This window comes from Streptomyces sp. NPDC033966 (assembly GCF_055575955.1).
Genome location: NZ_JBVIRQ010000013.1, coordinates 101,134 through 126,024 on the forward strand (window position 1 = coordinate 101,134; position 24,891 = coordinate 126,024).

The 24,891-nt window shown below is 74.5% G+C and carries 22 protein-coding genes; 13 read left to right on the forward strand and 9 right to left on the reverse strand.

The genetic code is table 11. From position 1 onward, the window contains the following. The first annotated feature begins 6 nt into the window (after positions 1 to 6). Positions 7 to 420, forward strand: coding sequence for an ATP-binding protein (locus tag ACZ518_RS30865; protein ID WP_469116315.1), 414 nt, complete (start codon positions 7 to 9; stop codon positions 418 to 420). 71 nt (positions 421 to 491) lie between these two features. Here the strand turns inward: ACZ518_RS30865 and ACZ518_RS30870 are convergent, their stop codons facing one another. Genes ACZ518_RS30870 through ACZ518_RS30880 form a run of 3 tightly spaced genes read right to left on the reverse strand, consistent with a single transcriptional unit; the run spans position 492 to position 3,435 of the window. After that, positions 492 to 1,331, reverse strand: a complete 840-nt coding sequence (locus ACZ518_RS30870; RefSeq protein WP_469116316.1) for an ABC transporter ATP-binding protein — start codon at positions 1,329 to 1,331, stop codon at positions 492 to 494. Between the two features lie 2 nt (positions 1,332 to 1,333). Then, complete coding sequence (locus ACZ518_RS30875) at positions 1,334 to 2,446, reverse strand: FecCD family ABC transporter permease (protein ID WP_469116317.1); 1,113 nt, start codon at positions 2,444 to 2,446, stop codon at positions 1,334 to 1,336. Further along, complete coding sequence (locus ACZ518_RS30880; protein WP_469116318.1) at positions 2,443 to 3,435, reverse strand: FecCD family ABC transporter permease; 993 nt, start codon at positions 3,433 to 3,435, stop codon at positions 2,443 to 2,445. Before ACZ518_RS30880 ends, ACZ518_RS30875 begins: the two co-directional genes overlap by 4 nt. 242 nt (positions 3,436 to 3,677) lie before the next feature. Between ACZ518_RS30880 and ACZ518_RS30885 the strand changes: the two genes are divergently transcribed. Continuing rightward, on the forward strand, positions 3,678 to 4,694 hold the full coding sequence (locus ACZ518_RS30885; RefSeq protein ID WP_469116319.1) for an ABC transporter substrate-binding protein: 1,017 nt from the start codon (positions 3,678 to 3,680) through the stop codon (positions 4,692 to 4,694). A 73-nt stretch (positions 4,695 to 4,767) separates the two neighbouring features. On the opposite strand, the gene ACZ518_RS30890 is transcribed toward ACZ518_RS30885, so the two are convergent. Next, entirely contained in the window at positions 4,768 to 5,622 is an 855-nt protein-coding gene (locus ACZ518_RS30890) for a (2Fe-2S)-binding protein (protein ID WP_469116320.1), read from the reverse strand. A 243-nt stretch (positions 5,623 to 5,865) separates the two neighbouring features. Here ACZ518_RS30890 and ACZ518_RS30895 point away from each other — a divergent pair, with 243 nt between their 5' ends. The 5 genes from ACZ518_RS30895 to ACZ518_RS30915 are packed head-to-tail and all read left to right on the forward strand — an operon-like array spanning position 5,866 to position 13,154. Continuing rightward, positions 5,866 to 7,062 carry an ATP-grasp domain-containing protein gene (locus ACZ518_RS30895; RefSeq protein ID WP_469116321.1) on the forward strand — a complete coding sequence of 399 codons (1,197 nt, stop codon included), beginning with the start codon at positions 5,866 to 5,868 and terminating at the stop codon, positions 7,060 to 7,062. Beyond that, positions 7,059 to 8,843 carry an IucA/IucC family protein gene (locus ACZ518_RS30900; protein ID WP_469116322.1) on the forward strand — a complete coding sequence of 595 codons (1,785 nt, stop codon included), beginning with the start codon at positions 7,059 to 7,061 and terminating at the stop codon, positions 8,841 to 8,843. The genes ACZ518_RS30895 and ACZ518_RS30900 overlap by 4 nt, the downstream gene beginning before the upstream one ends. Further along, the gene (locus ACZ518_RS30905; protein ID WP_469116323.1) at positions 8,840 to 10,123 is read left to right on the forward strand and encodes an MFS transporter; all 1,284 of its coding nucleotides are present in this window, start codon (positions 8,840 to 8,842) and stop codon (positions 10,121 to 10,123) included. Before ACZ518_RS30900 ends, ACZ518_RS30905 begins: the two co-directional genes overlap by 4 nt. Then, complete coding sequence (locus tag ACZ518_RS30910) at positions 10,123 to 11,943, forward strand: IucA/IucC family protein (RefSeq protein ID WP_469116324.1); 1,821 nt, start codon at positions 10,123 to 10,125, stop codon at positions 11,941 to 11,943. Before ACZ518_RS30905 ends, ACZ518_RS30910 begins: the two co-directional genes overlap by 1 nt. Next, on the forward strand, positions 11,940 to 13,154 hold the full coding sequence (locus ACZ518_RS30915; RefSeq protein WP_469116325.1) for a type III PLP-dependent enzyme: 1,215 nt from the start codon (positions 11,940 to 11,942) through the stop codon (positions 13,152 to 13,154). The genes ACZ518_RS30910 and ACZ518_RS30915 overlap by 4 nt, the downstream gene beginning before the upstream one ends. A gap of 68 nt (positions 13,155 to 13,222) precedes the next feature. Here ACZ518_RS30915 and ACZ518_RS30920 read toward each other — a convergent pair whose 3' ends face one another. Next, complete coding sequence (locus ACZ518_RS30920) at positions 13,223 to 13,423, reverse strand: CsbD family protein (RefSeq protein ID WP_469116326.1); 201 nt, start codon at positions 13,421 to 13,423, stop codon at positions 13,223 to 13,225. A 156-nt stretch (positions 13,424 to 13,579) separates the two neighbouring features. Here ACZ518_RS30920 and ACZ518_RS30925 point away from each other — a divergent pair, with 156 nt between their 5' ends. The 4 genes from ACZ518_RS30925 (at position 13,580) to ACZ518_RS30940 (ending at position 17,522) form a co-directional block, all read left to right on the forward strand. After that, complete coding sequence (locus ACZ518_RS30925) at positions 13,580 to 14,071, forward strand: (2Fe-2S)-binding protein (RefSeq protein WP_469116327.1); 492 nt, start codon at positions 13,580 to 13,582, stop codon at positions 14,069 to 14,071. Beyond that, positions 14,068 to 15,060, forward strand: a complete 993-nt coding sequence (locus ACZ518_RS30930) for an FAD binding domain-containing protein (protein WP_469116328.1) — start codon at positions 14,068 to 14,070, stop codon at positions 15,058 to 15,060. The genes ACZ518_RS30925 and ACZ518_RS30930 overlap by 4 nt, the downstream gene beginning before the upstream one ends. 46 nt (positions 15,061 to 15,106) lie before the next feature. Further along, positions 15,107 to 17,227 (forward strand): xanthine dehydrogenase family protein molybdopterin-binding subunit, encoded by a 2,121-nt coding sequence (locus ACZ518_RS30935; RefSeq protein ID WP_469116329.1) that lies wholly within the window; start codon positions 15,107 to 15,109, stop codon positions 17,225 to 17,227. 70 nt (positions 17,228 to 17,297) lie between these two features. After that, positions 17,298 to 17,522, forward strand: a complete 225-nt coding sequence (locus ACZ518_RS30940; protein WP_469116330.1) for a DUF6213 family protein — start codon at positions 17,298 to 17,300, stop codon at positions 17,520 to 17,522. A 91-nt stretch (positions 17,523 to 17,613) separates the two neighbouring features. Here ACZ518_RS30940 and ACZ518_RS30945 read toward each other — a convergent pair whose 3' ends face one another. Together ACZ518_RS30945 and ACZ518_RS30950 are read right to left on the reverse strand one after the other, a co-directional pair. Continuing rightward, positions 17,614 to 18,132 (reverse strand): hypothetical protein, encoded by a 519-nt coding sequence (locus ACZ518_RS30945; RefSeq protein WP_469116331.1) that lies wholly within the window; start codon positions 18,130 to 18,132, stop codon positions 17,614 to 17,616. A 1-nt stretch (position 18,133) separates the two neighbouring features. Continuing rightward, complete coding sequence (locus ACZ518_RS30950; protein ID WP_469116332.1) at positions 18,134 to 18,676, reverse strand: hypothetical protein; 543 nt, start codon at positions 18,674 to 18,676, stop codon at positions 18,134 to 18,136. Positions 18,677 to 18,865: 189 nt separating this feature from the next. On the opposite strand from ACZ518_RS30950, the gene ACZ518_RS30955 reads away from it, so the two are divergent. Both ACZ518_RS30955 and ACZ518_RS30960 read left to right on the forward strand, forming a co-directional pair. Then, positions 18,866 to 21,301 (forward strand): SpoIIE family protein phosphatase, encoded by a 2,436-nt coding sequence (locus tag ACZ518_RS30955; RefSeq protein ID WP_469116333.1) that lies wholly within the window; start codon positions 18,866 to 18,868, stop codon positions 21,299 to 21,301. A 124-nt stretch (positions 21,302 to 21,425) separates the two neighbouring features. Then, complete coding sequence (locus ACZ518_RS30960; RefSeq protein WP_469116334.1) at positions 21,426 to 22,055, forward strand: hypothetical protein; 630 nt, start codon at positions 21,426 to 21,428, stop codon at positions 22,053 to 22,055. A 6-nt stretch (positions 22,056 to 22,061) separates the two neighbouring features. Here ACZ518_RS30960 and ACZ518_RS30965 read toward each other — a convergent pair whose 3' ends face one another. Then, positions 22,062 to 23,042 carry a hypothetical protein gene (locus ACZ518_RS30965; protein ID WP_469116335.1) on the reverse strand — a complete coding sequence of 327 codons (981 nt, stop codon included), beginning with the start codon at positions 23,040 to 23,042 and terminating at the stop codon, positions 22,062 to 22,064. A gap of 5 nt (positions 23,043 to 23,047) precedes the next feature. Beyond that, positions 23,048 to 24,835: a hypothetical protein gene (locus tag ACZ518_RS30970; protein WP_469116336.1), complete on the reverse strand. Its 1,788-nt coding sequence runs from the start codon at positions 24,833 to 24,835 to the stop codon at positions 23,048 to 23,050. Positions 24,836 to 24,891: the final 56 nt, after the last annotated feature.

Sequence of the window (24,891 nt, forward strand, 5' to 3'; positions counted from 1 at the left end):
AAGACGATGACGATGCCCCTCCATCCGACACCGGCCACGCTCCACTTGGCCCTGCACGGCCGGGGCGCGGCCGCCGAGGCGCGCCGCGCCGCCCGTGACTTCCTCGACCCGGCGGTGAGCGGCGGCCCCCCTTTCCCGGCCCTCGCCCTGGACGCCGCGCTGCTGGTGATCAGCGAACTCGTCACCAACGCCGTCCGCCACGCCTTCGGCGACTGCGCGCTGGAACTGCGCCTGCGGGCGGACGGCGTCGACGTAGAGGTCACGGACGGCAGCAGCCAGGAGCCACGGGCCCGCCCGCCCGGTGAGCAGGGTGAGGGCGGCTGGGGATGGCACCTGGTCAACCGGCTCGGGACCGACGTGGAGATCCACCACCACGGCCCGCGAAAGGGCAAGACCATCCACGTCCACGTGCCACGTTGAGCCACCGGTGCGCCTCCGCCCGCACCCCGCACGGGCGCAGCGCGTCACCGCGCGCTGCGGCCGCGGCCGGGTCAGACGATCTCGCTGCGGCGTCCGCCCTGGGGGACGACCAGCGGGGTGCCGGCGACGGGGCACTCGATCACCGCGGCGCGCAGGCCGAAGACCTCGTGGACCAGCTCGGGCGTGACGATCTCGGACGGCGGGCCGGCGGCGACGACCCGTCCGCCGCGCATGGCGACGAGGTGGCCGGCGTAGCGGCACGCGAGGTTCAGTTCGTGCAGGACCATGACGACGGTGCGGCCCTCGTCGCGGTTGAGCTCCGCGACGAGTTCGAGGACGTCCACCTGGTGGGCGAGGTCCAGGTAGGTCGTCGGCTCGTCCAGCAGCAGGACCGGCGTGTGCTGGGCCAGCGCCATCGCGATCCACACCCGCTGTCGCTGTCCGCCCGACAGCTCGTCGATGGAACGGGTCGCCAGCTCCTGCGACCCCGTCGCCGCCAGGGCCGCGTCCACCGCGGCCTCGTCGGAGGAGGACCACTGGCGCCACCACCGCTGGTGCGGGGTACGGCCCCGGGACACGAGGTCGCGCACGGAGATGCCGTCCGGGGCGCTGGGGGTCTGCGGCAGCAGGGCGAGCCGCAGGGCGAACTCCCGGGCCGACAGGCCCGCGATGTCCTCGCCGTCCAGGTGGACGGCGCCGCCGGCCGGCTTCAGCAGCCGGGCCAGGGCCCGCAGCGCGGTGGACTTCCCGCAGGCGTTCGGGCCGACCAGCGCGGTCACCTTCCCCGCCGGGATGTCCAGGTCGAGGTCCTCGGAGACGATTCGGTCGCCGTACCCGAGCCGCAGCCCCGACGCGCGGAGCGTCGAGGGAGTGGTGCCGGTCGGCTGGGTCTCGGTCAGCGGGGCGGTCATGTTCAGCCTCCCTTTCCGGCCCGGTTGGTGCGGGCGAGTAGCAGCAGCAGGTAGGGGGCGCCGACGGCGCCGGTGAGCACGCCGACGGGCAGCTCGGTCGGGGCGAGGGCGGTGCGGGCGCCGAGGTCGGCGAGGATGAGCAGGACCGCTCCGGTCAGCGCGCTGGTGACCAGCGGGATGCCGGCGGTGCCGGCGATCCGCCGGGCGATCTGCGGTGCGCCCAGGGCGATGAAGGCGATCGGGCCGGCCGCCGCCGTGGCGAGCGCGGTGAGGCAGGTGGCGAGGACCAGCAGAGCGATCCGCGCGTGCCGTAGCGGGATGCCGAGGCTCCGCGCGGTGTCGTCGTCGTACTGGAGCAGCTGGTACGGGCGGGCCAGTGCGAGCGTCAGCGGCAGCAGCACGGCCAGGGCAAGCCCGGCCCACTGGACGTGCTCGTAGCCGCGCCCGTTGAGGCTGCCGGTCAGCCACACCATGGCGCGGGAGGCCTGGTCGATGTCGGCGCGGGCCAGCATCCAGCGGGTCAGCGCCATGAGGGCGCCGTTCGCGGCGAGGCCGACGAGGACGAAGCGGTAGCCGGTGATGGTGCCGTCCCGGTACGCCAGCAGGTAGATGGCGACCCCGGTGAGCAGGGCGCCGGCGAGAGCGCCGAAGGGGACCGCCCCGAAGGTGCCCGCGCCGGCCGCGGTGACCCCGCCGATGAGGATGGCGGTGACCGCGCCGGCCCCGGAGCCGGCCGCGATGCCGATCAGGTCCGGGCTGGCCAGCGGGTTGCGGGTGACGGCCTGGAACACGGCTCCGGCGAGCCCGAAGGCGGCCCCCACCAGCAGGGCCGTCAGGGCGCGCGGAAGGCGGAGCTGGTGGACGATCAGGTCGGCCGAGCCGGAGCCCGTACCCAGTACGGCGGCCAGCACGTCGCCCACCGGGATCGCGAACGTGCCGATGGAGACGGAGGCGATCAGGCCCGCGAAGCCGGTCGCCACGAGGGCGAGCACCACGAGGGCGATACGGGGGCGCACCGCCAATCCGAAGGGGCCGGCCTCCAGCCTCAGCAGGGGCCGGGACTTCCGGCGGACCGCGGCGGGCGCCGTCCCGCCGGTCGTGCTCGTCGCGCTCATCGGGCGTGCTCCTTGAGCTTGCCGCGCTTGACCAGCAGTGCGAGGAACGGCGCGCCGAGCAGGGCGGTCACCACGCCGGCCTCCAGTTCGCCGGGCCGGGCGACCATGCGGCCCACCACGTCTGCGGCGAGCATCAGCGAGGCCCCGCCCAGGGCGGAACACGGCACCAGCCAGCGGGCGTCGGGCCCCGTGAAGGACCGTACGACGTGCGGGACCACGAGGCCGACGAAGGTCACGGGCCCGGCGGCGGCCACGGCGGCGCCGGTCAGCAGGACCACCGCCAGCGCGCCGAGGGCGCGGGTGGAGCGGACCGGGGTGCCGAGCGAGCTGGCCAGGTCGTCGCCCAGGGCCAGGGCGTTCAGCCGGCCGCTCAGGCCGAGGGCGAGGGCGAGTCCGACGATGAGGAACGGAAGCAGCTCCGTGCCCAGTTCCGCGTCCCGGCCGGCCAGTGAGCCCACCGCCCAGAACCGGTACTGGTCCAGCGTGCGGACGTCCATGAGGACCAGGGTGTTGGTGCCCGCGTCGAGCAGTACGGTCACCGCCGCACCCGCCAGGGCGAGTTTGGCGGGGGTGGCGCCTCCGTAGCCGGTGCCGCCGACGGCGTAGGCGATGACTCCGGCCAACGCGCCGCCGAGGAAGGCGAACCAGACGTACTGGTACGAACTGGTCAGGCCGAGAACGCCGATGCTGACGGCGACCGCGAACGAGCCGCCCGCACTGATGCCGATGAGACCGGGGTCGCCCAGCGGATTGCGGGTGATGTCCTGGGCGACGGCGCCGGCGGCGCCGAGGGCGAGGCCGACCAGCAGCCCCAGGAAGGTCCGGGGCATGCGCAGTTCCCGGACGACGACGGCGTCGCCCTCCTCGCTGCCGCCGATCGCGGCGAGGACGTCGGAGAGCGGCACGGACTTCGTGCCGATCGCCAACGAGGCGCACACCATGGCGCCCAGGGTGGCGAGCAGCACCGTGAGCACGAGGGTTCGGGACACGACCCGTCGGGGTGGTGGCACGGCTGGGGCGGGGACCGCGGCGGCATCGGCGGTGGCGGGCTTAAGAGACACTCAGACAAGGTAAGGGATGCCTAACCGAATTCCCTCTTCGGGTCACGTCTGGATTTGGCCACGAAGAGCCGCTACTGTTCACAGCGCGCTACTCAGGCAAGCCTTACCTAAGGCTTCCTCGCCTCACAGCATGCGTTCCCCATGCGTTCCCTCTGGAGAACTGAGAACCGATGAACAGCTTCACTCAGCGTCGCCGGCCGGGCCGGATCGCGGCCGCCGTCCTCACGGCGGCCATGGCCCTCTCGCTCGCCGCCTGCGGTGGCGGCAGCGAGGACGGCAAGTCGGCCGCCGAGCCGTCGAAGCCGTCCGCCGCCGAGTCCGCCGGCTTCCCGCGCACCATCACCCACGACAAGGGCAAGACCGAGCTCAAGTCCAAGCCCAAGCGTGTGGTGGCGCTGGACAACAGCCTGGTCGAGGCGGTCGTGGCGCTCGACGCGCCGCTGGTGGGCGGGATCGGTTCGTACCGCGACCAGAAGGGCTTCCCGGCCTACCTGGGTGACGCCGTGAAGGACACCAAGGACGTCGGTCCGCTCGACAACCCCAACCTCGAGGCGATCGCGGCCCTCAAGCCCGACCTCATCGTCTCGGCGACGGTCCGTCACGCCGACTTCTACGACCGGCTGAGCCAGATCGCGCCGACCGTGTTCGTCAAGACCACCGGCCCGATCTGGAAGGAGAACATCACCTTCCTCGGCCAGGCGCTGGGCCAGGAGGAGAAGGCGCAGGCGAAGCTGACGGCGTACCAGACCCGCGCCAAGAAGATCGGTGACGCCATCAACGCCAAGGGCGGCGGCGCCAACGGAAAGCCCACCTTCTCGGTCGTCCGCTTCGTCGACGGCCCGACGCGCATCTACCTGCCGAAGACCTTCAGCGGCATCGTCCTGAACGACATGGGTCTGACGCGCCCCGAGAACCAGCGCGACGAGGCCAAGTTCAACATCGAGATCAGCGAAGAGCAGATCCAGCAGGCGGACGCCGACCACATCTTCATGACCTCCTTCTCGGGCGGCGAGGAGCGCAAGAAGAAGTTCACCGCCAACCCGCTCTGGCAGCGGCTGAACGCGGTCCAGAAGAACCAGGTCCACGAGGTCGACGACGCCATGTGGATGACCTCGGTCTCCCTCCAGGGCGCGGACGTGATCCTCGACGACCTGGCCAAGACCTTCCAGGTGGACCCCGCCAAGTAGGGTGCCCCGACGGGACGGCCCCGGGTGCGTACTGCGGTACGCACCCGGGGCCGCCGGCGTTCCGGGGCGGGGCTCAGGCCGCGTCTTCGATGCGGCGGATCCGCTCCGCGTCGCAGGTCCGGGGGCAGGTCGCGCACGCCTGGGCCGCGTCCAGCGTGTAGTACATGCAGCAGCCGAGCCGGGTCCGGGTCGGGTGCAGCCGGCCGTCGCGGGTGGCGAGCCGCCTGAAGTCCGCGCCGCCGGGAAAGGGCGCGATGGCGGTCGGGAGCAGCTCGCCCGCCTCCCGTACGGCCCGGTCCTCCTGGCCGAGGGTGCGGCCCAGGTACCAGATGCCGGAGACGAGGTCGTCGGCCGCCATTCCCCACAGGGCCCGGTCCCGGCGCCGCACCCGCGGCCCGGCGGCCGCCAGCAGCGGCCGCACGTGATCGGCCACTGCCGCGCGCAGCTCGGCGCGCAGCGCCTCCTCGCCGGCCACGGTCCGGGCGCCCGGAAGGTGCGCCGCCGGATCGCCGGGCAGGCAGGCGAACCCCGCTCCCGGCACGATCTCGAAGGTGCCCGTCGCGAGGTCCACGCACACCTCGCGCGGACGGACGCGCGGGACGCGCCGCTCCAGGTACCAGGCGCCGCTCATCAGCAGGCTGACGGACCAGAGGTAGTCGTGCAGGGCGCGCGAGGCCGCGACGTCCGGCCGCGGTTCGTGGCCGTGGCCGTCCCGGATGCGGGCCGCCTCGGCCGCGACGAAAGCGTCCAGGGCCCGCGGGTCCCGCGCCAGCTCGGCGCCGCCGACACACCGTGAGGGCCGGGCGGCCGTGGGCTCGGCCACACGGACGTCCAGTGCCGGGCACTGCTCGGCGAGGCGGCCGTAGGTCCGCGCGAGGGTGGCGGCGGCGCCGAGGGCGCCGGGGGCGGTGCGCGGAAGCGTGGTCATGGGTTCTCGTTCATGTGCGGACGAAGCTCCGGTGCGAAGGCGGTAGGTAAGGCTTACCTTAACTCAGCGGCTTGTGATCACGGCCGACGCATCAGCCTTTGTTACTCCAGCGGGAGTTGAGACTAAGGATTGGCTAACCTAAGCTGACCTTGCCGGCGGTCACGGAAGACGTCGGTTCCCCGGCATGCCGGAAAACAGCCACGCGCACCCCCACCGCCCAGACCTCGAAAGGGGCCTCAGCCCATGCGGTTGTACCTGCTCGCACTCAACCCGACCGACTCGGTCACCGAGGGGTTCCTTCCCGCGGCTGCCCGGCTCGGCCTGGACGTCACGGTCCTCACCGACCGCCCCGAGGGCCACGGCCCGTCGGCACCGGGCGTCGAGGTCCTGGAGTGCGACGTACGGGACTTCCGCGCGGTCATCACCCGGATCGCGACCCACCACGCGCCCGACGCGGTCTTCACCAACAGTGACCACCTCCAGACCCAGGCTGCTCTGGCGGCCGACTACTTCGGCCTCCCGGCCAAGGACTGGCGTGCGGCGCTGCGGGTCAAGGACAAGGCCCAGATGCGCCGCCACCTTGCCGCGAGCGGACTCGACTCGGTCTGGTCGACGGAGCTGGCCGCCGGCCGGGACCCGGCCGGACTCGTCACCCCGGACGTGCCGTTCCCCTGCGTGGTCAAGCCCCGGGAGGGCGTCGCCAGCGAGGACGTCGTGCTGGTCGAGGGGCCCGAGGAACTGGTCCTGCGCTGCAAGGAAATCCAGGCCCGCCGGCCGGAGGCCGCCCTCGTGGTGGAGGAGTACCTGGCGGGCGACCTCTGCAGCCTGGAGACCCTCGGCGACGGCCGGGTCCGCCACGTACTGGGCGGCTTCCGCACCCGGCTCTCCGCACCGCCGTACTTCATCGAGGAGCGCTGCACCTACGTCGGCGCCCACCCCGAACCCGTCGTCGAGCAGATCCTCGCCCAGCTCGACGCCCTGGGCGTCGGGTTCGGCATCTGCCACACCGAGTTCGTCGTCAAGGACGGCCGCGCCCGCATCATCGAGGTCAACTACCGCGCCATAGGCGACCAGGCGGACCTGATGCTCGCCCAGCTGCTGGACATCCCGCTGTTCGAGCTCGTCCTGCGCACCCACCTGGGGGAGCCGCTGCCCGCGGACCTGGGTGCGCGCACCGACGGCGTCGCCCTGGTCGACAACCCGTGCGCCAAGAGCGCCGGCACGCTCACGGCGGCGCCCGAGGCCGCCGACCTCGTCGTGGACGGGGTCGAACTGACCTACCGTCCGCTGCGCGCGGTGGGGGAGCGGCACGACCTCTACCACACCAACCGCGACTTCATCGGCGCACTGCGCGCGCTCGGCCGCAACACCGACCAGGAGACGGTCGACCGCGTCGTCGCCGACTTCCTCGCCGCCCAGCGCTGGGAGATCACCCCGTGAGCACGACCACCCCGGCCGCCCCGGCCCGCCCCGACGCCACCGGGGCGGAGCTCCTGCTCCGCGTCCTCGGCGCCCTCCTGCGGGAGGACGTCGCCGGCCTGCGGACCCGCACCACCACGGTCGACCGCGCCGACGGCCGCTGGCTGCGGCTGCCCGCCCAGGACGGCGACGCCCTGCTCCTCCCGGTCACCGAGGACGGCTACCAGAGCGTGTACGCCGCCCGGCTGCCGCTGCTCGCCCGGGAGTCGGACGGCCGCGAGCTGACCACCCCCGACGAGGTCCTCGACGCCCTGCGCGCGCTTGCCGACCCCGCCGACCGGGGCGGGTTCGACGCCTTCGCCGAAGAGTGCCGCCAGACCCTCGCCACCATGCGGCTGCACGTCGACACCGCGGACGAGGTCGCCGCCGTCCTGACCGCCGAACTCGGCGCGGACCCCGCCGACTGGACCGGCCTCGCGGGCGGGCTCGCCCACGACACCCTCGCCGCACGCCTCGACCACCCGGTGTACCCCACCGCGCGAGGCCGGTCCGGCCTGGACGAGGCCCAGCTGCGCTCCCACGCCCCCGAGTTCCACCCCCGCTTCCCGCTGCGCTGGATCGCCGTACCGCGGGAGGACCTCACCGTGGCCGGCGGACCCGGGGCGCTCCCCGCCTGCTGGCCCACCCCCGCGGCGCTCGGCCTGCCCGGCCTCGACGGCAGCCACCTTGCCCTGCCCGTCCACCCGCTCACCGTCGGGGCGCCGCTGCGCGAGGCCCTGGACGCCGCGGGCCTGGCCGGCCGCGCGGTGCTCGCCGAGCGCCCGTACCTCGAGGTGGTCCCCACGCTGTCCATGCGCACGGTCGCCGTCACCGACGACCCCACCCTGCACATCAAGGTCCCGATGGCCACCGCCACCCTGGGCCTGCGCAACCGCCGGATCATCCGGCCCGGCTTCCTCATCGACGGCGTCGCCGGCCAGCGCCTGCTGGAAGCCGTCATCACCGCGGAACCGCGCTTCCGCGACACGGTCCTGCACGCCGACGAAACCGTCTACGCCCACGCCGGCCACGAACTCCTCGCCGCGCTCTGCCGCCGCTACCCCGCCGGTCTCGACGACGCCGTCGTCACCCCCCTCGCCGCACTGCTCGGAGAGGCCCCCGGCGGCCGGCTGGTGGCCGACCACCTCGCCGCCCGGTTCTACGGCGGCGATGTCCTCGCCCTCTTCGACGCCTACCTCACGCTGCTCCTCGACTGGCAGACCACCCTGCTCGGCTACGGCATCGCCCTGGAGTCGCACCAGCAGAACATCTCGCTCGTCCTGGATCACGGGCCGGACGGCGGCACCCGCATACGGCTGCTGCTCAAGGACAACGACGCCCCGCGCGTCAACCCCGTACGGGTGCGCGAACGGCTCGGCGCCGACGCCCCCCTCGGCTTCGACGACGCCCGCGCCCTCTGCGACGACGACCGGCCCCTCACCGACCTGTTCACCACCATCACCCTGCACCTGTGCGCCGGCTCCTACGCCTTCGGACTCGCCCGCCACGGCCGTGCGGAGACCGGCATCCTGCTGGACCTCGTACGCGACCGGCTCGCCGAGGCGGCCGCACGCCTCGGCACCGGCCCGGGCGAACCCGGTGCCGTACTGCGCGCCCACGTCCTGGACGCCCCGCAGCTGCCCGTCAAGGCGATGGTCACCGCCGGAACCCTGCTCAGCAAGGAGCGCTCCGGCGCCGCCGACATCAACAAGCACTACACCACCGGACCCAACTACCTGCTGCGTCCGGAGGCTTCACGATGAGCGCCGGCGCGCCCACGGCCCAGCGCGAAGCCGGCCACGCCGGCTCCGGCCCCGAGGCCCGTCCCGTCCTCGCCCGCAGACAGGTGAACGCGGTCGCCGGCTGCTACTTCGTGGCCTCCTTCGCCGCGCTCGGCCTGCCGCCCTTCCTCACCAAGATCCTCCCCGAACTCGGCGACCGCGACGCGAGCTGGGCGGGCGTGCTCTACATCGTCCCCACCATCTTCGCCGCCGTCGGCGCCCCCTTCTGGGGGCGGCTCGCCGACCGGTTCGGCCGCAAACGGCTCCTGCTCCGCGCCCAGCTCGGCCTGGCGGTGTCCTTCCTGCTGGCCGGCTGGGCCGACTCGATCGCCACCTTCACCGTGGCCCTGGTGCTCCAAGGGGTGCTCGGCGGGACCTTCGCCGCCTCCAACGGCTACCTGGGCGCCGCCCTGGAGGGCCCGCAGCTGTCCAAGGCACTGACCCTGATGCAGGGCGCCGCGCGCGCCGCGCTGGTCTTCGCCCCGATCGTGGTCGGCGGCCTCTCGCCCTGGCTGTCCCCGCACCGCCAGTACGCCCTGCTCGCCGTCCTGCCGCTGGCGGCCGCGGCGCTGATCGCCGCGCTGCCCGAATCGCGCGGCGTGCGCGCGGAGCCCCGTACGCCCGAAGCCGACGGCGCGGCGGGCGGGGCACGGGCCGAGGAGGAGACCGGCCGCGGCCGCGCCACCTCACTGCGGGGGCTCTACGCCCTGGAGTTCGCCTTCGTCTTCTCCACGGTCATCTCCTTCCCGTACCTGATCTCCCTCGTCGAAGAGCGGATCCCCGGCACCTCCACCGCCGTCTCCGGCGTCCTCTTCGCCCTGCCCCACCTGTGCTACCTCGCCGCCGCGATGTGGGTGCACTCCGCCTTCCACCGCAACCCCCGGCTCGGTGTGGCGCTCGGCTTCGCCTGCATAGCCCTCGGGCTGGCCGGTCACGGGCTGGCGGACTCGCTCGCCACCCTCGCCGCCGTCCGCCTGCTGCTGGGCGCGGGCCTCACCCTCGGCCTCGTCTGCCTCTCCGTGATCGCCTCGGACTGCGCCAGGGGCCGTGCCCCCGGCGGGCTGTTCGGCTCGATCGAGTTCTTCTCCAAGGCCGGAGCCGTCGCCGCAGGCCTCGCCGCCGCCGTCGGCAACAGCCTGTACGGGCCGTCCGCGCCCGTGCTGACCGGCACCGCGGTGGCCCTGGCCACCGTCGCCGCGACCGCCCTCCCGGCCCCACACCTCCGTTCCCTCCGCTCTCTCCGCACCCGCTGGAGCCGTTGATGTCCCTGACCGATGCAATCGGTGCCCGCTCCGCCGCCTCCCGTGCCCACGCGTCCCCGGCCGCGCTGCCCACGGCAGACGACGCGGTCGCGCACACCCTCCTGAACTGCCTGCTGCGCGAGCTGTCCGGACCGGAACACCAGACCGCCGTCGCCGACGGGCACCTGATGCTCTGGCTGCCCCGACGCGGGGTGCTGCTGCGCGCCGCCCTGCGCCGCACCTCGCTGCTCGGCGCCCACCGGTTCACCGGACCGGTGCGGGAGCGGCAGGACGGCGGCTGGGCCGAGGTCGGCTGGCGCCGCCTCGCCGAGTACGTCCAGGACGAGCTGGCCCTGCGGACCGACGTGCGCAACGAGGAGTTCCTGGAGCAGATCGCCTCCAGCCACGAGGCCGTCTCCGCCGCACTCGCCGTACGCGCCGGCCGGCCCGCCACGGACACCGCCGTCGGGACCGGCGACGGACTCGCCGCCTACCTGGAGTCCGAGCAGTCCCTCGTCCTCGGCCACCGCTTCCACCCCACCCCCAAGGCCCGCAGCGGCGACACCGCGTCCTGGCTCGCGTACGCGCCCGAGACCGGCGCCTCCTTCCGGCTGCGCCACCTCGCCGTGCGCGAGCACCTGGTCATCGAGGAGACCGCCGAGGACGGCGCGACCCGGCCGCTCGATCGGCTCCGCGCCGACGTGCCCCCGGGCTACCGGCTGCTCCCCGCGCACCCGTGGCAGTACGAGATGCTCAGCGGCCACCCCGGGCTGGGCGCCGCCCTCGACCGCGGCGACATCCTCGACCTCGGTGACGGCGGGGAGCCCTTCGCCGCCACCGCTTCGGTCCGCACGCTGTACGACGGGGACGCCTTCCTGAAGTTCAGCCTCAACGTCCGCATCACCAACTGCCTGCGCAAGAACGCCAGCTATGAGCTCTCGGGCGCCGTCGCCCTGACCCGTCTGCTGGCCCCGGTGCTCGCGGAACTGGAGAACCGCTTCCCCGGCACCGCCATGCTCCGCGAGCCCGCCTACCGCAGCCTCGCCCTGCCGGGCGCCGACGGCACCCCCGACCGGGCCCTCCTCGAAGGCTTCGGCGTGATCGTCCGCGAGGGCCTGCACGCCCGGCTGATGCCCGGCACCACCCCGCTGCTGGCCGCGGCCGTCGCCGACGAGTACCCCACCGGCCCCGGCCACATCTCCCGTCTCATCGACACCGCCGACCCGCAGGCCGCCCTCGACTGGTGGGCCGCGTACGTGAAGCTGCTCGTGCCGCCCGTCCTGTCCGCGTACTTCGACCACGGCCTCGTCCTGGAACCGCACCTGCAGAACGTCGTCGTCTGCGTCGACGACGAGGGCATGCCCGCCCAGGTGCTCTTCCGCGACCTGGAGGGCACCAAGCTCGTGCCCGAGCACCACGCAGGCTTCCTCGCCGACCTGCCGGCCGAGGTCGCGGCCCCCATGACCTACGACGCCCAGCGCGGCTGGGACCGGGTCGTCTACTGCCTCCTGGTCAACCACATCGCCGAGATGCTCGCCGCCCTCGCCGACCTGCACCCGCAGACCGAGGCCGCCCTGTGGTCCCAAGTCCGCACCGTGATCCAGGAGCACGCCGACCGGTACGGCTGCCCGCCGCGGCTGGCGGCGCTGCTCGCCGGAGTGCCGCTGCCCGCGAAGGCGAACCTCCTCACCCGCTGGGAGCGCAAGGCCGACCGCGACGCCGGATACGTCCGCCTGGCCTCCCCGCTCACCGAGGACGTGCTGTCCCAGGTCCTGCGCGACCACACCGAAGACGACCACACCGAAGACGACCACGCCGAAGCCCCCCGGAGCACCCTTTGACCGCCCCCACCGCAGCCGTACGCGAGCGCGCCCTCGGCCTCGCGGCCACGGAACTGCCCGCCTACCTCTACGACCTGACGGCCCTGCGTGCGCACGCCGCCGCCGTACGGGCCGCCCTGCCCGAGCGCGTGGAGCTGTACTACGCGGCGAAGGCCAATCCGGAGGCCGAGATCCTCGCCGCCCTCGAACCGTACGTCGACGGGTACGAGGTCTCCTCCGGCGGCGAGCTCGTACACGTGGGCAAGGCGGTGCCGGGCCGCCCGCTGGCCTTCGGCGGCCCCGGCAAGACCCCCGCCGAGATCCGGACCGCCCTCGAACTCCGCGTCGAGCGCTTCCACGTGGAGAGCCTCCACGAGCTGGGCATGCTGGCCGAGCTCGCCGCGCGCGGCGCCGGCGGCGCCCCGACGGGAGTGCTGCTCCGCTTCAACCTGCCGCTGGCCGCGGCCTCCCTCGAAGGGAGCTCGCTGGCCATGGGCGGCCGCCCCACCCCCTTCGGCCTGGATCCCGCCGACGCCGACACGGCGGTGCGCCTGCTCACCGACGGCACGTACCCGCAGCTGCGGCTGCTGGGCGTCCACGCCCACCTGGCCAGCGGGCTCCAGGCCCCCGACCAGCTCGCGGTCGCCGAGTCGGTCGTCGGCTGGGCCGCCGGCCTCGCCGGCCGCCACGGGGTCGAGTTCGCGGAGGTCAACGTCGGCGGCGGGATGAACGTCGACTACGCCGACCCGGAGTCCCGCTTCGACTGGGCGGCCTACGGCGCGGGCCTCGCCCGGCTCGCGGACGCGCACCCCGGCCTGACCCTGCGCATCGAGCCGGGCCGTGCCCTGACCGCGTACTGCGGCTGGTACGCCACCGACGTACTGGACGTGAAGCGCAGCCACGGCGAGGAGTTCGCGGTGGTCCGCGGCGGCACCCACCACCTGCGCACCCCGGCCACCAAGGGCCACGACCAGCCCTGCACACTCCTCCCCGTGGAGGAGTGGCCCCACCCCTGGCCCCGTCCCGCCGCCGGAGCGGAGCGGGTCACGCTCACCGGCCAGCTGTGCACCCCGAAGGACCTGCTCGCCGGGGGCGTGCCGGCGGCCGGCCTGCGGGCCGGGGACCGGGTGGCCTTCGGCGTCGCGGGCGCGTACGCCTGGAACATCTCCCACCACGACTTCCTGATGCACCCGCGCCCCGGCTTCCACTTCCTGGAGCCCGACCCCGCCTGAGGCCGGTCCGGCACACGCGTGCCCCCGGCCGGAACCGGCCGGGGGCACGCCTCACGGGGTGGGAGGGGTCAGGTGTGGCGGCGGCCGCGCAGCGAGTCGCCGACTCCGCGGACGGTCTCTTCGGCCTTGCCCGCGGCTTCCTCGGCCTTGCCCTTGGCCTGGTCCATCTTGCCTTCGGCCTTCAGCCGGTCGCTGCCGGAGACCTTGCCGATGGTTTCCTTCGCCTTGCCCTTGGCCTGCTCCATCTTGCCCTTGGCCTTCTCAGCCATGGCGAACTCCTTTCGAGAGCCTCGCCCGGCGCCTGCCCAGGTTCCGCCGTCCGAATCCAATCGGGTGGAACCGGCCGACGATGCGTTGCGCAGCGCCCCCCGCCGGTTAGACGCCAAGGGGCGGGGAGAACCGCGAGGAGAGGCAGGCGCTTCGTCATGGACGGCCAGGAGGCCACGCACTCGCAGGTCACGCTCCACGTCAACGGCGAACGGCACGCACTCGACCTGGACCACCGCACCACCCTGCTCGACGCGCTGCGCGAGCGGCTGGACCTCACCGGCGCGAAGAAGGGCTGCGACCACGGCCAGTGCGGGGCCTGCACCGTCCTCGTCGACGGCCGGCGCCTCAACAGCTGCCTGCTGCTCGCCGTCGCCCAGGACGGCGCGCGCATCACCACCGTCGAGGGCCTCGCGGGAGAGGACGGCCGCCCCCACCCGCTCCAGGAGGCCTTCATCGCCCGGGACGCCCTCCAGTGCGGCTTCTGCACGCCCGGCCAGCTCTGCTCGGCCGTCGGGATGCTGGCCGAGGTGGCGGCCGAGGGCGCGGAGGCCACCCGCGAGGCCATCGCCGAGCGGCTCAGCGGCAATCTGTGCCGCTGTGGCGCCTACCCGCGGATCGTCGACGCCGTACGGGACGTGATCACGTGAAACCCTTCCGCTACGTCCGCCCCGCGAGCCTCGCCGAGGCGGCCGAGGCCCACGGCGGCCGCCCCGGCTCCGCCTACCTGGCCGGCGGCACCAACCTCGTCGACCTGATGAAGCTCGGTGTCGAACGGCCCGACACCCTCGTGGACATCTCCCGCGTGCTCCCCGCCGGGGTCGAGACCACCGCCTCGGGCGGCGTGCGCGTCGGCGCCGGGGTCCGCGGCACCGAGCTCGCCGCACACCCCCTCGCCGGGGCCCGCTGCCCGGTCCTGGCCCAGGCACTGCTGTCCGGAGCCTCGGGACAGCTGCGCAACGCCGCGACGACCGGGGGCAACCTGCTCCAGCGCACCCGCTGCGGCTACTTCCAGGACGTGTCCAAGCCCTGCAACAAACGCGACCCCGGCAGCGGCTGCGCGGCCCTCGACGGCGCCAACCGCGAACACGCCGTCCTCGGGCACTCCCCGCTCTGCGTGGCCACCCACCCCTCCGACCTCGCGGTGGCGCTGAGCGCACTGGACGCCGAGGTGGAGGTCACCGGCGCCGAAGGAGCCCGCACGGTGCCGCTCGACGGCTTCCTGCGGCTGCCCGGGGAGCGGCCCGAACAGGACACGACGCTGCGGCACGGCGAGCTCGTCACCGCGGTCCTGCTGCCGCCCGGAGCCTTCGGCGCGCCCTCCGCGTACCGCAAGGCCCGCGACCGGGCCTCGTACGCCTTCGCGCTCGCCTCCGTGGCCGCGGTCCTGGAGACCCGGGACGGCCTGGTCACCCGGATCGCGCTCGCCTTCGGCGGACTGGCGCACCGGCCGTGGCGGGCCCGGGTGGCGCAGGAGCGCCTGCTGGGCGTACGCCCCACGCCCGAAGCCGTCCGCACGGCCGTGGAGGCCGAACTCGACGCGGCCCGCCCGCTGCGCGACAACGCCTTCAAGGTGCTCCTCGCGGGCAACCTCGCCCGGGACGTACTGGGCGGGCTCGCCGGGCCCGCGCGGGACTGAGCCCCGCCGGCCGGAGCGGGAGAGACAGGAAAGAGGGAGACGGACCATGGAAGGCACCCCCGCGCTCGGCTCGCCCGCGACCCGGCGGGAAGCCGCGCAGAAGGTCACCGGCGCCGCCCGCTACGCCGCCGACCACACCCCGCCCGGCTGCCTGTACGCCTGGCCGGTGCCCGCCACCGTGGCGGTCGGCCGGGTGGTCCGCGTGGACACGGCCGAGGCCGCCGCGCTGCCCGGCGTGGCGGCCGTCATCACCGCCGCCGACGCCCCCCGGCTCGGGCCCACCGAGGACCCCGGGCTACGGCTCCTCCAGGACGCCCGGGTGCCCCACCGCGGCTGGTACGTGGCCCTCGCCGTCGCCGACACCCCGGAGCGGGCCCGCGCCGCCGCCGAGGCCGTGTCCGTCACGTACGACACCGGGGGCGCCGCCCCCGACGTAGGGCTGTACGAGGACCACCCCGACGCCTACGAGCCCGAGCAGGTCAACGGCGGCTACCCCGGACGCCGCGAGCGGGGCGACGCGCTCGCCGCGCACGCCGCCGCCCCGGTACGCGTCGACTGCCGCTACCTGGTACCCCCGCTGCACAACCACCCGATGGAGCCGCACGCGGCCACCGCCGACTGGGACGCGGACGCCGAACGGCTGACGGTGTACGACTCCAGCCAGGGGGCCGGGCTCGTGGGCACGGTCCTGGCCTCCCTCTTCGGCCTGCCCGAGGAGCGGATCACCGTGCACTCGGAGCACGTGGGCGGCGGATTCGGCTGCAAGGGCACACCCCGCCCGCACGTGGTGCTCGCCGTCATGGCGGCCCGGCACACCGGCCGGCCCGTCAAGCTCGTGCTGCCCCGCGCCCACCTGCCCGCCGTGGTGGGCCACCGCGCCCCCACCCTGCACCGGGTGCGCCTCGGGGCCAGGCCCGACGGCACCCTCACGGCCCTGGCGCACGAGATCACCACCCACACCTCGCGCATCCGCGAGTTCGTCGAGCAGGCGGCCGTCCCCGCGCGGGTCATGTACGCGGCCCCCGACCTGCTCACCGCGCACCGGGTCGTACCGCTCGACGTGCCCACCCCCTCGTGGATGCGGGCACCGGGGGAGACCCCGGGCATGTACGCGCTGGAGTCGGCCATGGACGAACTCGCCGACGCCGTCGGAGTCGACCCCGTCGAGCTGCGCGTGCGCAACGAGCCCGCCGCCGAGCCGGACAGCGGGCACCCGTACAGCAGCCGCAACCTGGTGGCCTGCCTGCGCGAGGGCGCACGGCGCTTCGGCTGGCCGGGGACCCGCGGCCCGCGGTCCCGGGACGGCCTGCTGACCGGCGCCGGCGTGGCCGCGTCCACGTACCCGGTCTACCTGGCCCCGTCCCAGGCACTGGCGCACGCCCTGCCGGACGGCACCTACCGGGTGGAGGTGGCCGCCACCGACATCGGGACCGGGGCGCGGACGGTCCTGGCCCTGGTGGCGGCGGACGCGCTGGGCGTGTCCGCGGACCGGGTGACGAGCGTGCTCGGGCACTCCGGCCTGCCCCGGGCCTCGGTGGCGGGCGGTTCCTGCGGCACCGGGTCCTGGGGGTGGGCGGTGCACGAGGCGTGCCGCGCGCTCGCGCTGAAGCTCGGACGGCGCGACGGCAAGGTGCCCGAGGGCGGTCTGGTCGCCTCCGCCGACACCACGGCCGCCGCCAAACAGCGCTCGCCGTACGCCAGGCACGCCTTCGGCGCCCAGTTCGCCGAGGTGGCCGTCGACCCGGTCTGCGGCGAGGTGCGGGTGCTGCGGATGCTGGGCGTCTTCGCGGCCGGCCGGATCCTCAACCCGCTGACGGCCCGCTCCCAGTTCGTCGGGGGCATGGTGATGGGCCTGGGGATGGCGCTCACCGAGCACTCCCCGCTGGATCCGGAGTACGGCGACTTCACCGCGCGGGACCTGGCCTCGTACCACGTGCCGGTGCACGCGGACGTGCCCGACATCGAGGCGTACTGGGTCGACGAGCACGACAAGCACCTCAATCCGATGGGGAGCAAGGGGATCGGCGAGATCGGCACGGTGGGCGCGGCCGCCGCCATCGGCAACGCCTTCGCCCGGGCGACCGGCCGCCGGATCCGGGAACTGCCCCTCACCCCCGACCGGGTCCTCGCCGCTCTGGCGGCCGTCGGCGGCCCGGGCGGCAGCTGAGCGGCCGGCGACGGTTGTCCTCGCGCAGCGCGGGTAGCCGCCGGTAAGGAGCCGTCCGGGAGGAAATGCCATGATCCAGGTCTCGATACCGCTGTTTCCCGCGGCCGACGGCGGTCTGCTGATCCCCGCGGACCACGTCACCGCGCTGCTGCGGCAGCTGGCCGAGGACTGGCTGCACGCCACCGAGACGGGCGAGATGGCCGCGGACGAGGAGACGGTGTCCGAACTGGCCGACGTACTGACCGAGCTCGCCGATCAGATCGACGTGGAGTGCATCGGCTGCGCCTCGGAATAGCCCGTGGCCCGGGCACCCCGTGCGGAGGGGGGCGGAAAGACCAAGGTCTTTCCGCCCCCCTCCGCACGGGGTGCCCGGGCGGTCCAGGTCCTCAGGTCCTCAGCAGCCGGTTGAAGAACGACCGGTAGTGCTGGAGCGCCAGCCGGAGCTCCTCGGTGGGTACGCGGTCCCCGCTCTGCCACTGGCCCTCCAGGTCCTGCTTGTGCGTGGCGAAGGTCCCGGCGAGGTTCTGCATGACCTCGGCCACCAGCGTGTCCGCCGACGTGACCGCGGCCTTGGGGTCGTCGACGAAGCGGCCCTGGATCTCGGCCCATTCCGTGCGGTACCGCTCGGCGTCCCCGGCGGAGAGCAGCGGCTGCTCCTCCCCGGCGTCCGGCTCCGCGGGCTCCTCGGGTCCGGAGGGCTCGTAGGACTCCTCCGCGCGGTCCTCGTCGTCCGGGTCCGCGCGGTCCTCGTCGTCCGGGCCGGACGGGGTGTGTCCGCCCGTGTCCCCGGACGCCTCTCCGGGGTAGACCGGCGCGCCGCCCCCGTCGGCCGCGGCCGGACGCGCGAGGTCCTCCGTGGTCAGGGGGGTGCGTTCGGTGGTGGGGTTCTCGTCGTGGTTCTGCATGTCACCGGCTCCTCTGGTCCGTGAGCAGTTCCTCGAACAGGGCGCGGTAGTGCACCATCGCACCGCGCAGCTCCTCCGTCGTCGCGCGGCCGTTCACGCTCCGCGACTTGACGTCGTGCGCCGCCCGGTAGTGCTCCAGTGTGCGGCCGTGTTCGACCGACAGGTCGCGCACCGTTCCCCGGTACCCCTCGGTGGGGTAGCCGCGCTCCCGCATCAGCCGGGAGACCAGGTCGTCGGCCTCGTCGACGGCGCCCGCCGGCCGGTCCACGAAGTGCTCCTGCACTCCGGTCCACTCCTCGGCGTACTGGCGCCTGCGGTCCGGGGGGAGTTCCTTGATGTCGAGTTCGTCGTGCCGTGCCTCTCGGGCGCGCAGCTCGCGCTCGGCGGCCAGTGTGCCGCCCTCCTCCCGGACCGTGCGTTGGTACTCCGGCCCGAAGCGGTCGCGCAGATGGCGCCGCCGCGCCAGCAGCCACATGATCACCGCGAGGGCGATCACCACGACCACCGCGGCGGCGATGACGGCTATGAGTGTGCCTGTGGACATCCTGGGCCTCCGTCCTGGGGCCTTTCGCCTGTATGGCGCGGCTGCCCACCCTCATGCCGGACAAACTCCTGCCGGACGGACCCGCCCCCGGCCCCCGCCCGGGGCCCGGTCCGGGGCCGGTCCGCCGCGCCGCGCTGACGCGGGCCGTGGCTCACGCCCGGCTCACCCCCCGCATGGCATCCTCGACGTATGGAGGGCGAGTCCGTGCTTCCCGCTGCCGGTGACGCCGCGGCCCCCGAGGTGCTGGCGCTGGCCAAGGTGGTCGCCAGACTGCGCGCCGAGGTGGTCGACCTGGAGGGCGTGGCCTCGATGACGGCCGTCCTCGAACGGGCCAAGGGCGTGGTGATGGCCCGGGAGGACCTCTCGGCGGACGCCGCGCACCAACTGCTGGTGGACCGCGCCGCCCAGCACCGGCGCACCGTCCTGGAGGAGTGCTGGATCACCCTCGGCCGCACCGGCAGCGGTTCCGCCGCGGCCCTGCGGGCCGACCGGACCCCCGTACGGCCGGAGCCCGGGCGGGAGCCACGGGCCGCGGCCCCTGCCTTCGGCACCGGCACGTACGCCGCCGGCTCCGGGCGCCCGGCCGGCAACCGGGAGCTCCTCGCCCGGCTGGCCCGGGACCTGGCGGGCGTGGGGACCCCGGACGGGATCGCGGAGCTGCTGTGCCGCGCGCTCGGGGAGACGGAGGACGTGCGAGCGGTGATGATCTACACCGTGGCCTCCGCCGGCAGCCTGGAGCTCGCCGGACACGCGGGCGTCGGCGACGGGCTGGCCGAGCAGTGGAGCCACATTCCCCCGCTCAGCGGGGTCGCCGCGCTGGAGGCCCTCGAATCCGGGGAGGCGGTGTGGCTGGAGGACCTGGACCACGACGCCGCCCGGTTCCAGCTGATCGGCGATCCCCCCGGTCAGTGGCCCTCGCGCGCCTGGGTCCCGGTCCCCGGCACCGGGCCGGTGGCGGCGGTCGTCGGCTTCTTCCGCGGCTGCCCGGGCCCCTTCGACGCCGCCACCCGGACCCTGTTCCGCAGGGCCGTGCGGCTCTGCGGCGGGCCGCTGCGCGAGGACCGGGGCCCCCACGGGCCCGTACCGCTGCACGAGGACGTGGACGCCGTCCAGAGGATCTTCGACGCCCTGGCGGGGCCCGCGGTCCTGCTGACCCCGCTCCGCTCGCCGTCGGGGGAGGTCGAGGACTACCGGATCGAGGCGGCCGCTCCCGAGTCGCTGGACGTGGCGGGGCGCAGCGGCAAGGAGCTGGTCGGGCGGCGGATCCTGGAGACCTATCCGACCGTGGCGGGCAGAGCCCTCTGGGAGGGGTACCTGGACGCGCTGGCCACGGGCGCGGTGTACGAGGGCGAGCCGTTCACCTACGAGGAGGTCACCGCCGGGGTGCCGCAGCAGTCCGTGTACTCCGTCCGGGCGGCCCGGCTGGGGGACCGGCTGGTGGTGTCGTGGATCCGCCACGACACGAACGAGCGGGAGACCCGCAGGCTGGCCGACATGCAGCGGCTGGGGAACCTGGGCTGGGCCAGCTGGAACCTGGTGACGGACACCGTCATCTGGTCCGACCAGGTCTACGAGATCTTCGACCGGGATCCGGCTCTGGGCCCGATGCGGCTGGAGGAGCTGCCCGCGCACCTGCCGGCGGAGGAGCTGCCGAGGATGGCCGCCGTGGTGCGGCGGCTGCTGGCCGGTGGCGGGGCGATCGACCAGCAGTTCCGGATCGGCACCGACCGGGGCGTGCGGCACCTGCGGCTCGTGGCGGAGGCGCAGGCGGACGCGGACGGCAGCCCGATCGAGGTGCACGGCTTCTTCCAGGACCTCACCGCGCTGCGGGACGCGGAGCTGGCCCTGCGCGAGAGCGAACGGGCCAACCTGGTCCAGCGCGGCATGCTGACGGCCGAACGCGCCCTCGCCGCCCGCCTCCAGGACACGCTGCTGCCCGTCGCCCGGCAGTCGCTGGAGCTGGCGGGCCTGTGCGCCGACGTCGCCTACGTTCCCGCCGACCGCGGGATCAACGTGGGGGGCGACTGGTACTCGGCGATCGAACTCCCCGACCGGAGCGCCCTGTTCGTCGTCGGCGACGTAGCCGGACACGGCCTGCCCGCCGTGGGCACCATGGCCCAGCTGCGGTTCACCGCCAAGGGGATGGTCATCACCGGATCGCCCCTGCCGGACGTACTGCAACGCCTCAACAGCCTCCTGCTGCACACGGCCGGGGAGCAGCAGGGGGCCACCGCCACGATGGTCATGGGCCGCTACCAGCCGTGGGACCACCGCCTGACCTGGGTCCGGGCGGGGCACCTGCCGCCCCTGCTGGTCCGGGGCGGCACGGCGAGCTTCCTGCCACAGCCGGACGGCACCCTGCTGGGTGCCGACTTCAACTCCTCGTACGGGCAGGACATGTTCGACCTGCTGCCCGGAGACCACCTCCTGCTGTACACGGACGGCCTGGTGGAGGAACCGGGCGAGGACATCGAGGCGGGGCTCGACCGCCTCGCCGAGTCCGCCGCCAGGCTGGTGCGGGAAGGCGCGGGCGAGCCCCTCGCCCGCTCCCTGGCCGCGCTGCGGCCGGGGAACCGCGACGACATCTGCGTCCTCGACATCCACTTGCCGGAAGAGACGGCCTAGGCGCGGCCCGGGGGGCGTCGCGGGCCGCCGTCGGGGGCGACCCCCGGTGATCATGAAATCCGGGTGATGGGGGAGAATCCACTCCACCGGACATGACCACCCAAGAAGGACAGGAGCACGCCCGTTGAACGAGGAGAGGCGCCAGCAGGCCCGGCAGTTCCTCCAGCCGGGAGAGCACCTCATAGCCGCCTGCGCCCACGAACTCGGGCCGGGTGTACCCACCCCGCCCGAGTCGATGCTCGCGCCCCCGGACCCCTCCGACCTCCAGCGGCGGATCGAGGCCCGACTGCCCCGCCAGCTGCGGCAGATCGCCAAGTCCCGGGTGCTCGACCCGCGGCGGTCGCGGCCGGCCGCCGCGGCGGACGCGATCGACCGCATGCCCGACGCGCTGGACCAGCTCGGCACGCGCCTGATGCACGGCAAGAACATGGAGGGCGGCTGGCAGAGCGCGGCCGGACACTTCGTCATCAGCCTGGCCAACGTGCGCCGTTCCAACGCCTCCGTACTGGTCCTCACCGACCGGCGCTGGTTCGGGCTCAGCGACGTCTCGCCGCTGTGGCAGTCGGCGCCGGTGATGAAGCACCACTGGGAGGTGCCCCGCTCGGCGGTGGCCGCCGTACGCGCCAACCCGACGGGCGTCCTCCAGAAGGGCCGGATGGACATCGAGTTCACCGACGGCTCCTGGGTCGCGCTCCTCGCCACGGCGCCCCAGCACGCCACGCCCTTCGCCGCCGCCTCCGCCCGCTACCGCTGAACCGGCCTACGGCTCGGGGCAGTTGTACTGCTGTTCCAGCGGCACGGTGACGCAGTACACGCCCTGGCCGCCGGTCTCCTCGACGACCGCCTCGGGGACGGTGAACACGGCCGTCCTCGACCGGGGCATCACCACGGTGCCGATCTGGCGGACCAGCGAGGCGCGCTGCGAGGAGGGGTCGACGCTGTAGAGGCCCACGGGCAGCCGCAGGCCGGGCTGGAAGCCGTAGACGAGGATGCGGTGGCTCCCCTGGTCCACCGTCATGCGGTCGGTCCTGTCCGGGAGTTCGACCGGGTGGACGTGCCGGGCGGACAGCGCGCCCTGGGCCGCCTCCACCGTGAGCTCACCCGAGGCGGCGAGGTCCTCGCGCGCCGTCTCGGGCGGCACGAACCACCACTTCTCGCTCTGCAGCACACCGTTGCCCAGCTCGTGCACCGTCAGCTCGCGGCCGTCGAACAGCGAGTCCGACGGTTCGAGTCCGGCGGAGGTGAGCCCGGGGGTGCCCGGCCGCGCCGTGGTCGTGTACCGCTTGCCCCCGGCCGTGACGGTCACCTCGACCGGCTCACCGGGCGCGAAGCCGCTCAGGCACAGCGCCACCTCGTCCGGGGTGAGCACCCGGTCCCGGCCCGAGATGTTCCCGATCCACACCGCGGGCCCCCGGCCGGCCCCCGGGACCCGTGCCCGATCCGCGGCGCAGTCCGGGACGGCTCCGTCACCGGCCGCGAGGACCGTGATCTGCTGCGCCAGCAGCACGTCCGTGGCCGGGTCGGTGGGCCTGGGCCCGGACGTCGAGGGCGCCGGCGCGGGCGTGGTCGGGCCGGTCGCGGTCGGGGCGGCGGTGGTGGGGCCGGCGGCCCGGCTGGTGGTGACCGGGGGAGCGGGCACGTCGCCGGCACCGCCGGAGGTGCCCGGGGACGGGGTCGAACCGCAGCCGGCGAGGAGCCAGCCCAGCACGACCGCGCCCGGGAGCAGCATGTGTGGCCTCACGTGTTTCACGGTCCTTTCGACGGCGGGCCGCTCGGCGCGGCCCCTGAGCACGGGGCCCCGGCGTCCGCGGCCCCCTTCCGGAGGGCCCCGGCCAGTTCCTCGTGCCGCTGAGCGGTGATCTCCCCCTTCGTGCGGGCGTCGCCGAGCTGACCGAGCGCCTCCCGCAGGTCCGCGCAGCCGGCCGTCAGCTCGCCGAGCCGGAACTCCCACCCCGCCGCGATCGCCTGCCACAGTCCGCGCCGGGCGAAGCCGCGTTCCTTGGCGACCGCCTCCTTCATCGTGGCCACGGCGCCCGCCAGGTCCCCGCGCCCGGAGGCGTACGTCGCCGCGATGGACATGGCCAGCACCCGCAGCTCCTGGACCGCGTCACCGCCCCCTTCGGCGGAGCGCACGCGGTCCAGGGCCCGCCCGATCGTCCCGTCGTCCCCGACGAGGCCCGCCGTCAGCCGGCACAGCTCCACCTGGGCCAGGTTCACCGACGCCCGCAGCCGGCCGGTCTCGGAGAAGGCTCCGTCGTCCGCGAGCGCGCGCAGCTCGGCGGAGGCGGCGGCCAGCGCCCCGGCGTCCACCGTGCCCGGGCGGCAGCTCGGATTCGGGCCGAGCGCCAGCTGGTACCGGGTACCCGCCAGGCTGAGCCGGGCCCGCAGGCCGACCGGGCCCGTCGGGTCGACGGCCCGGTAGTCGGCGCGGGCCGCCTCGAAGTACGGTACGCGCCCGGCGGCCGGGAGCCCGGAGGCGATCTGCTCCAGGGAGTGTCCGCGGAAGAGGCGCACCAGGTCGGCCGTGACGAACTCCGAGCCGTCGTCGCGTCCGCCGCCCGAGGCCGGCGGCAGCAGCCGGTCCAGCTCGCGCTTGGCGTCGGCGACCCGGCCGGCCCGCCAGAGGTCGAGGGCATGGGTGAAGCCGGCCAGTCCGTGCGTACGGCGCGCCAGTTCGGCGATCACGTGCCTGCGGCCCGCGTCGGAGTTCCAGTCCTGGTCGAGCCGGATCGGGCCGCTCAGGTACCACCCGGCGAGTTCGGGTGCGTCCAGCACCTGCGCGGCCCGTACGTACACGGCGGGCCGCAGCACGTTCTGCCCCCCGGAGTCCGTGGTGACCAGGCCCCCGACGACGATCCCGGCATTGGTCTCGTCGACGAAACCGGCCGTCCAGTCGTCCAGCTTCCGCCGTTCCCGCCCGCTGCCCGCGAGCACCCCCAGCGGAGGCGCGGTGACCCGGGCGTAGTCGTGCGCCGTGCTGCCCTCGGGCAGCCGGTCCTGCGACAGCGCGGCGGTGAACGCCTCCGACACGTCGTCCAGCACCCGTTGGTCCTGGCCCGGCCCGACGCCCTCGAAGCCGACCACGGCCACGTCCTGCGTCCCCGGCAGCCGGACCAGCTCCGGCGGCGCCGCGCCGGGCCGGAAGAGGACCACCAGGGCGGTGCAGGCGAGCAGGAACACGACCAGGCCCGCGACGGACAGCAGGCGCGCGCGGCGGGACATCCCGGGCCGGTCCTTGAACGCCTTCCTGACGGCGACGACCCCGCCGACCAGCACCGCGAACAGGACGAGAACGGCCGCCACCGGGCTGGACTTGATCCCGAGCAGCTGGAGCAGCGGACCCAGCAGCGCCGTGAGCAGCGTGCCGGCGAGGGCGAGCAGGGCCAGCCCCCACGGTGGATTGCCGGAACCGCCGTCAGCGGGCCCGGGGGACCGGGGCGCACGGCCGGCGGGGTCCCTGTCCGGGGCGTCCGGCCCAGGACCGTCCAGAACGGTCTCCCTTCGCCACACGGTCGCGGTGCGCGGTGCGCGCACCGGCCCGCCCCCACCATCGGGGCACGGCGTACGCGCCACCGGTCGGCGCGCCCCGC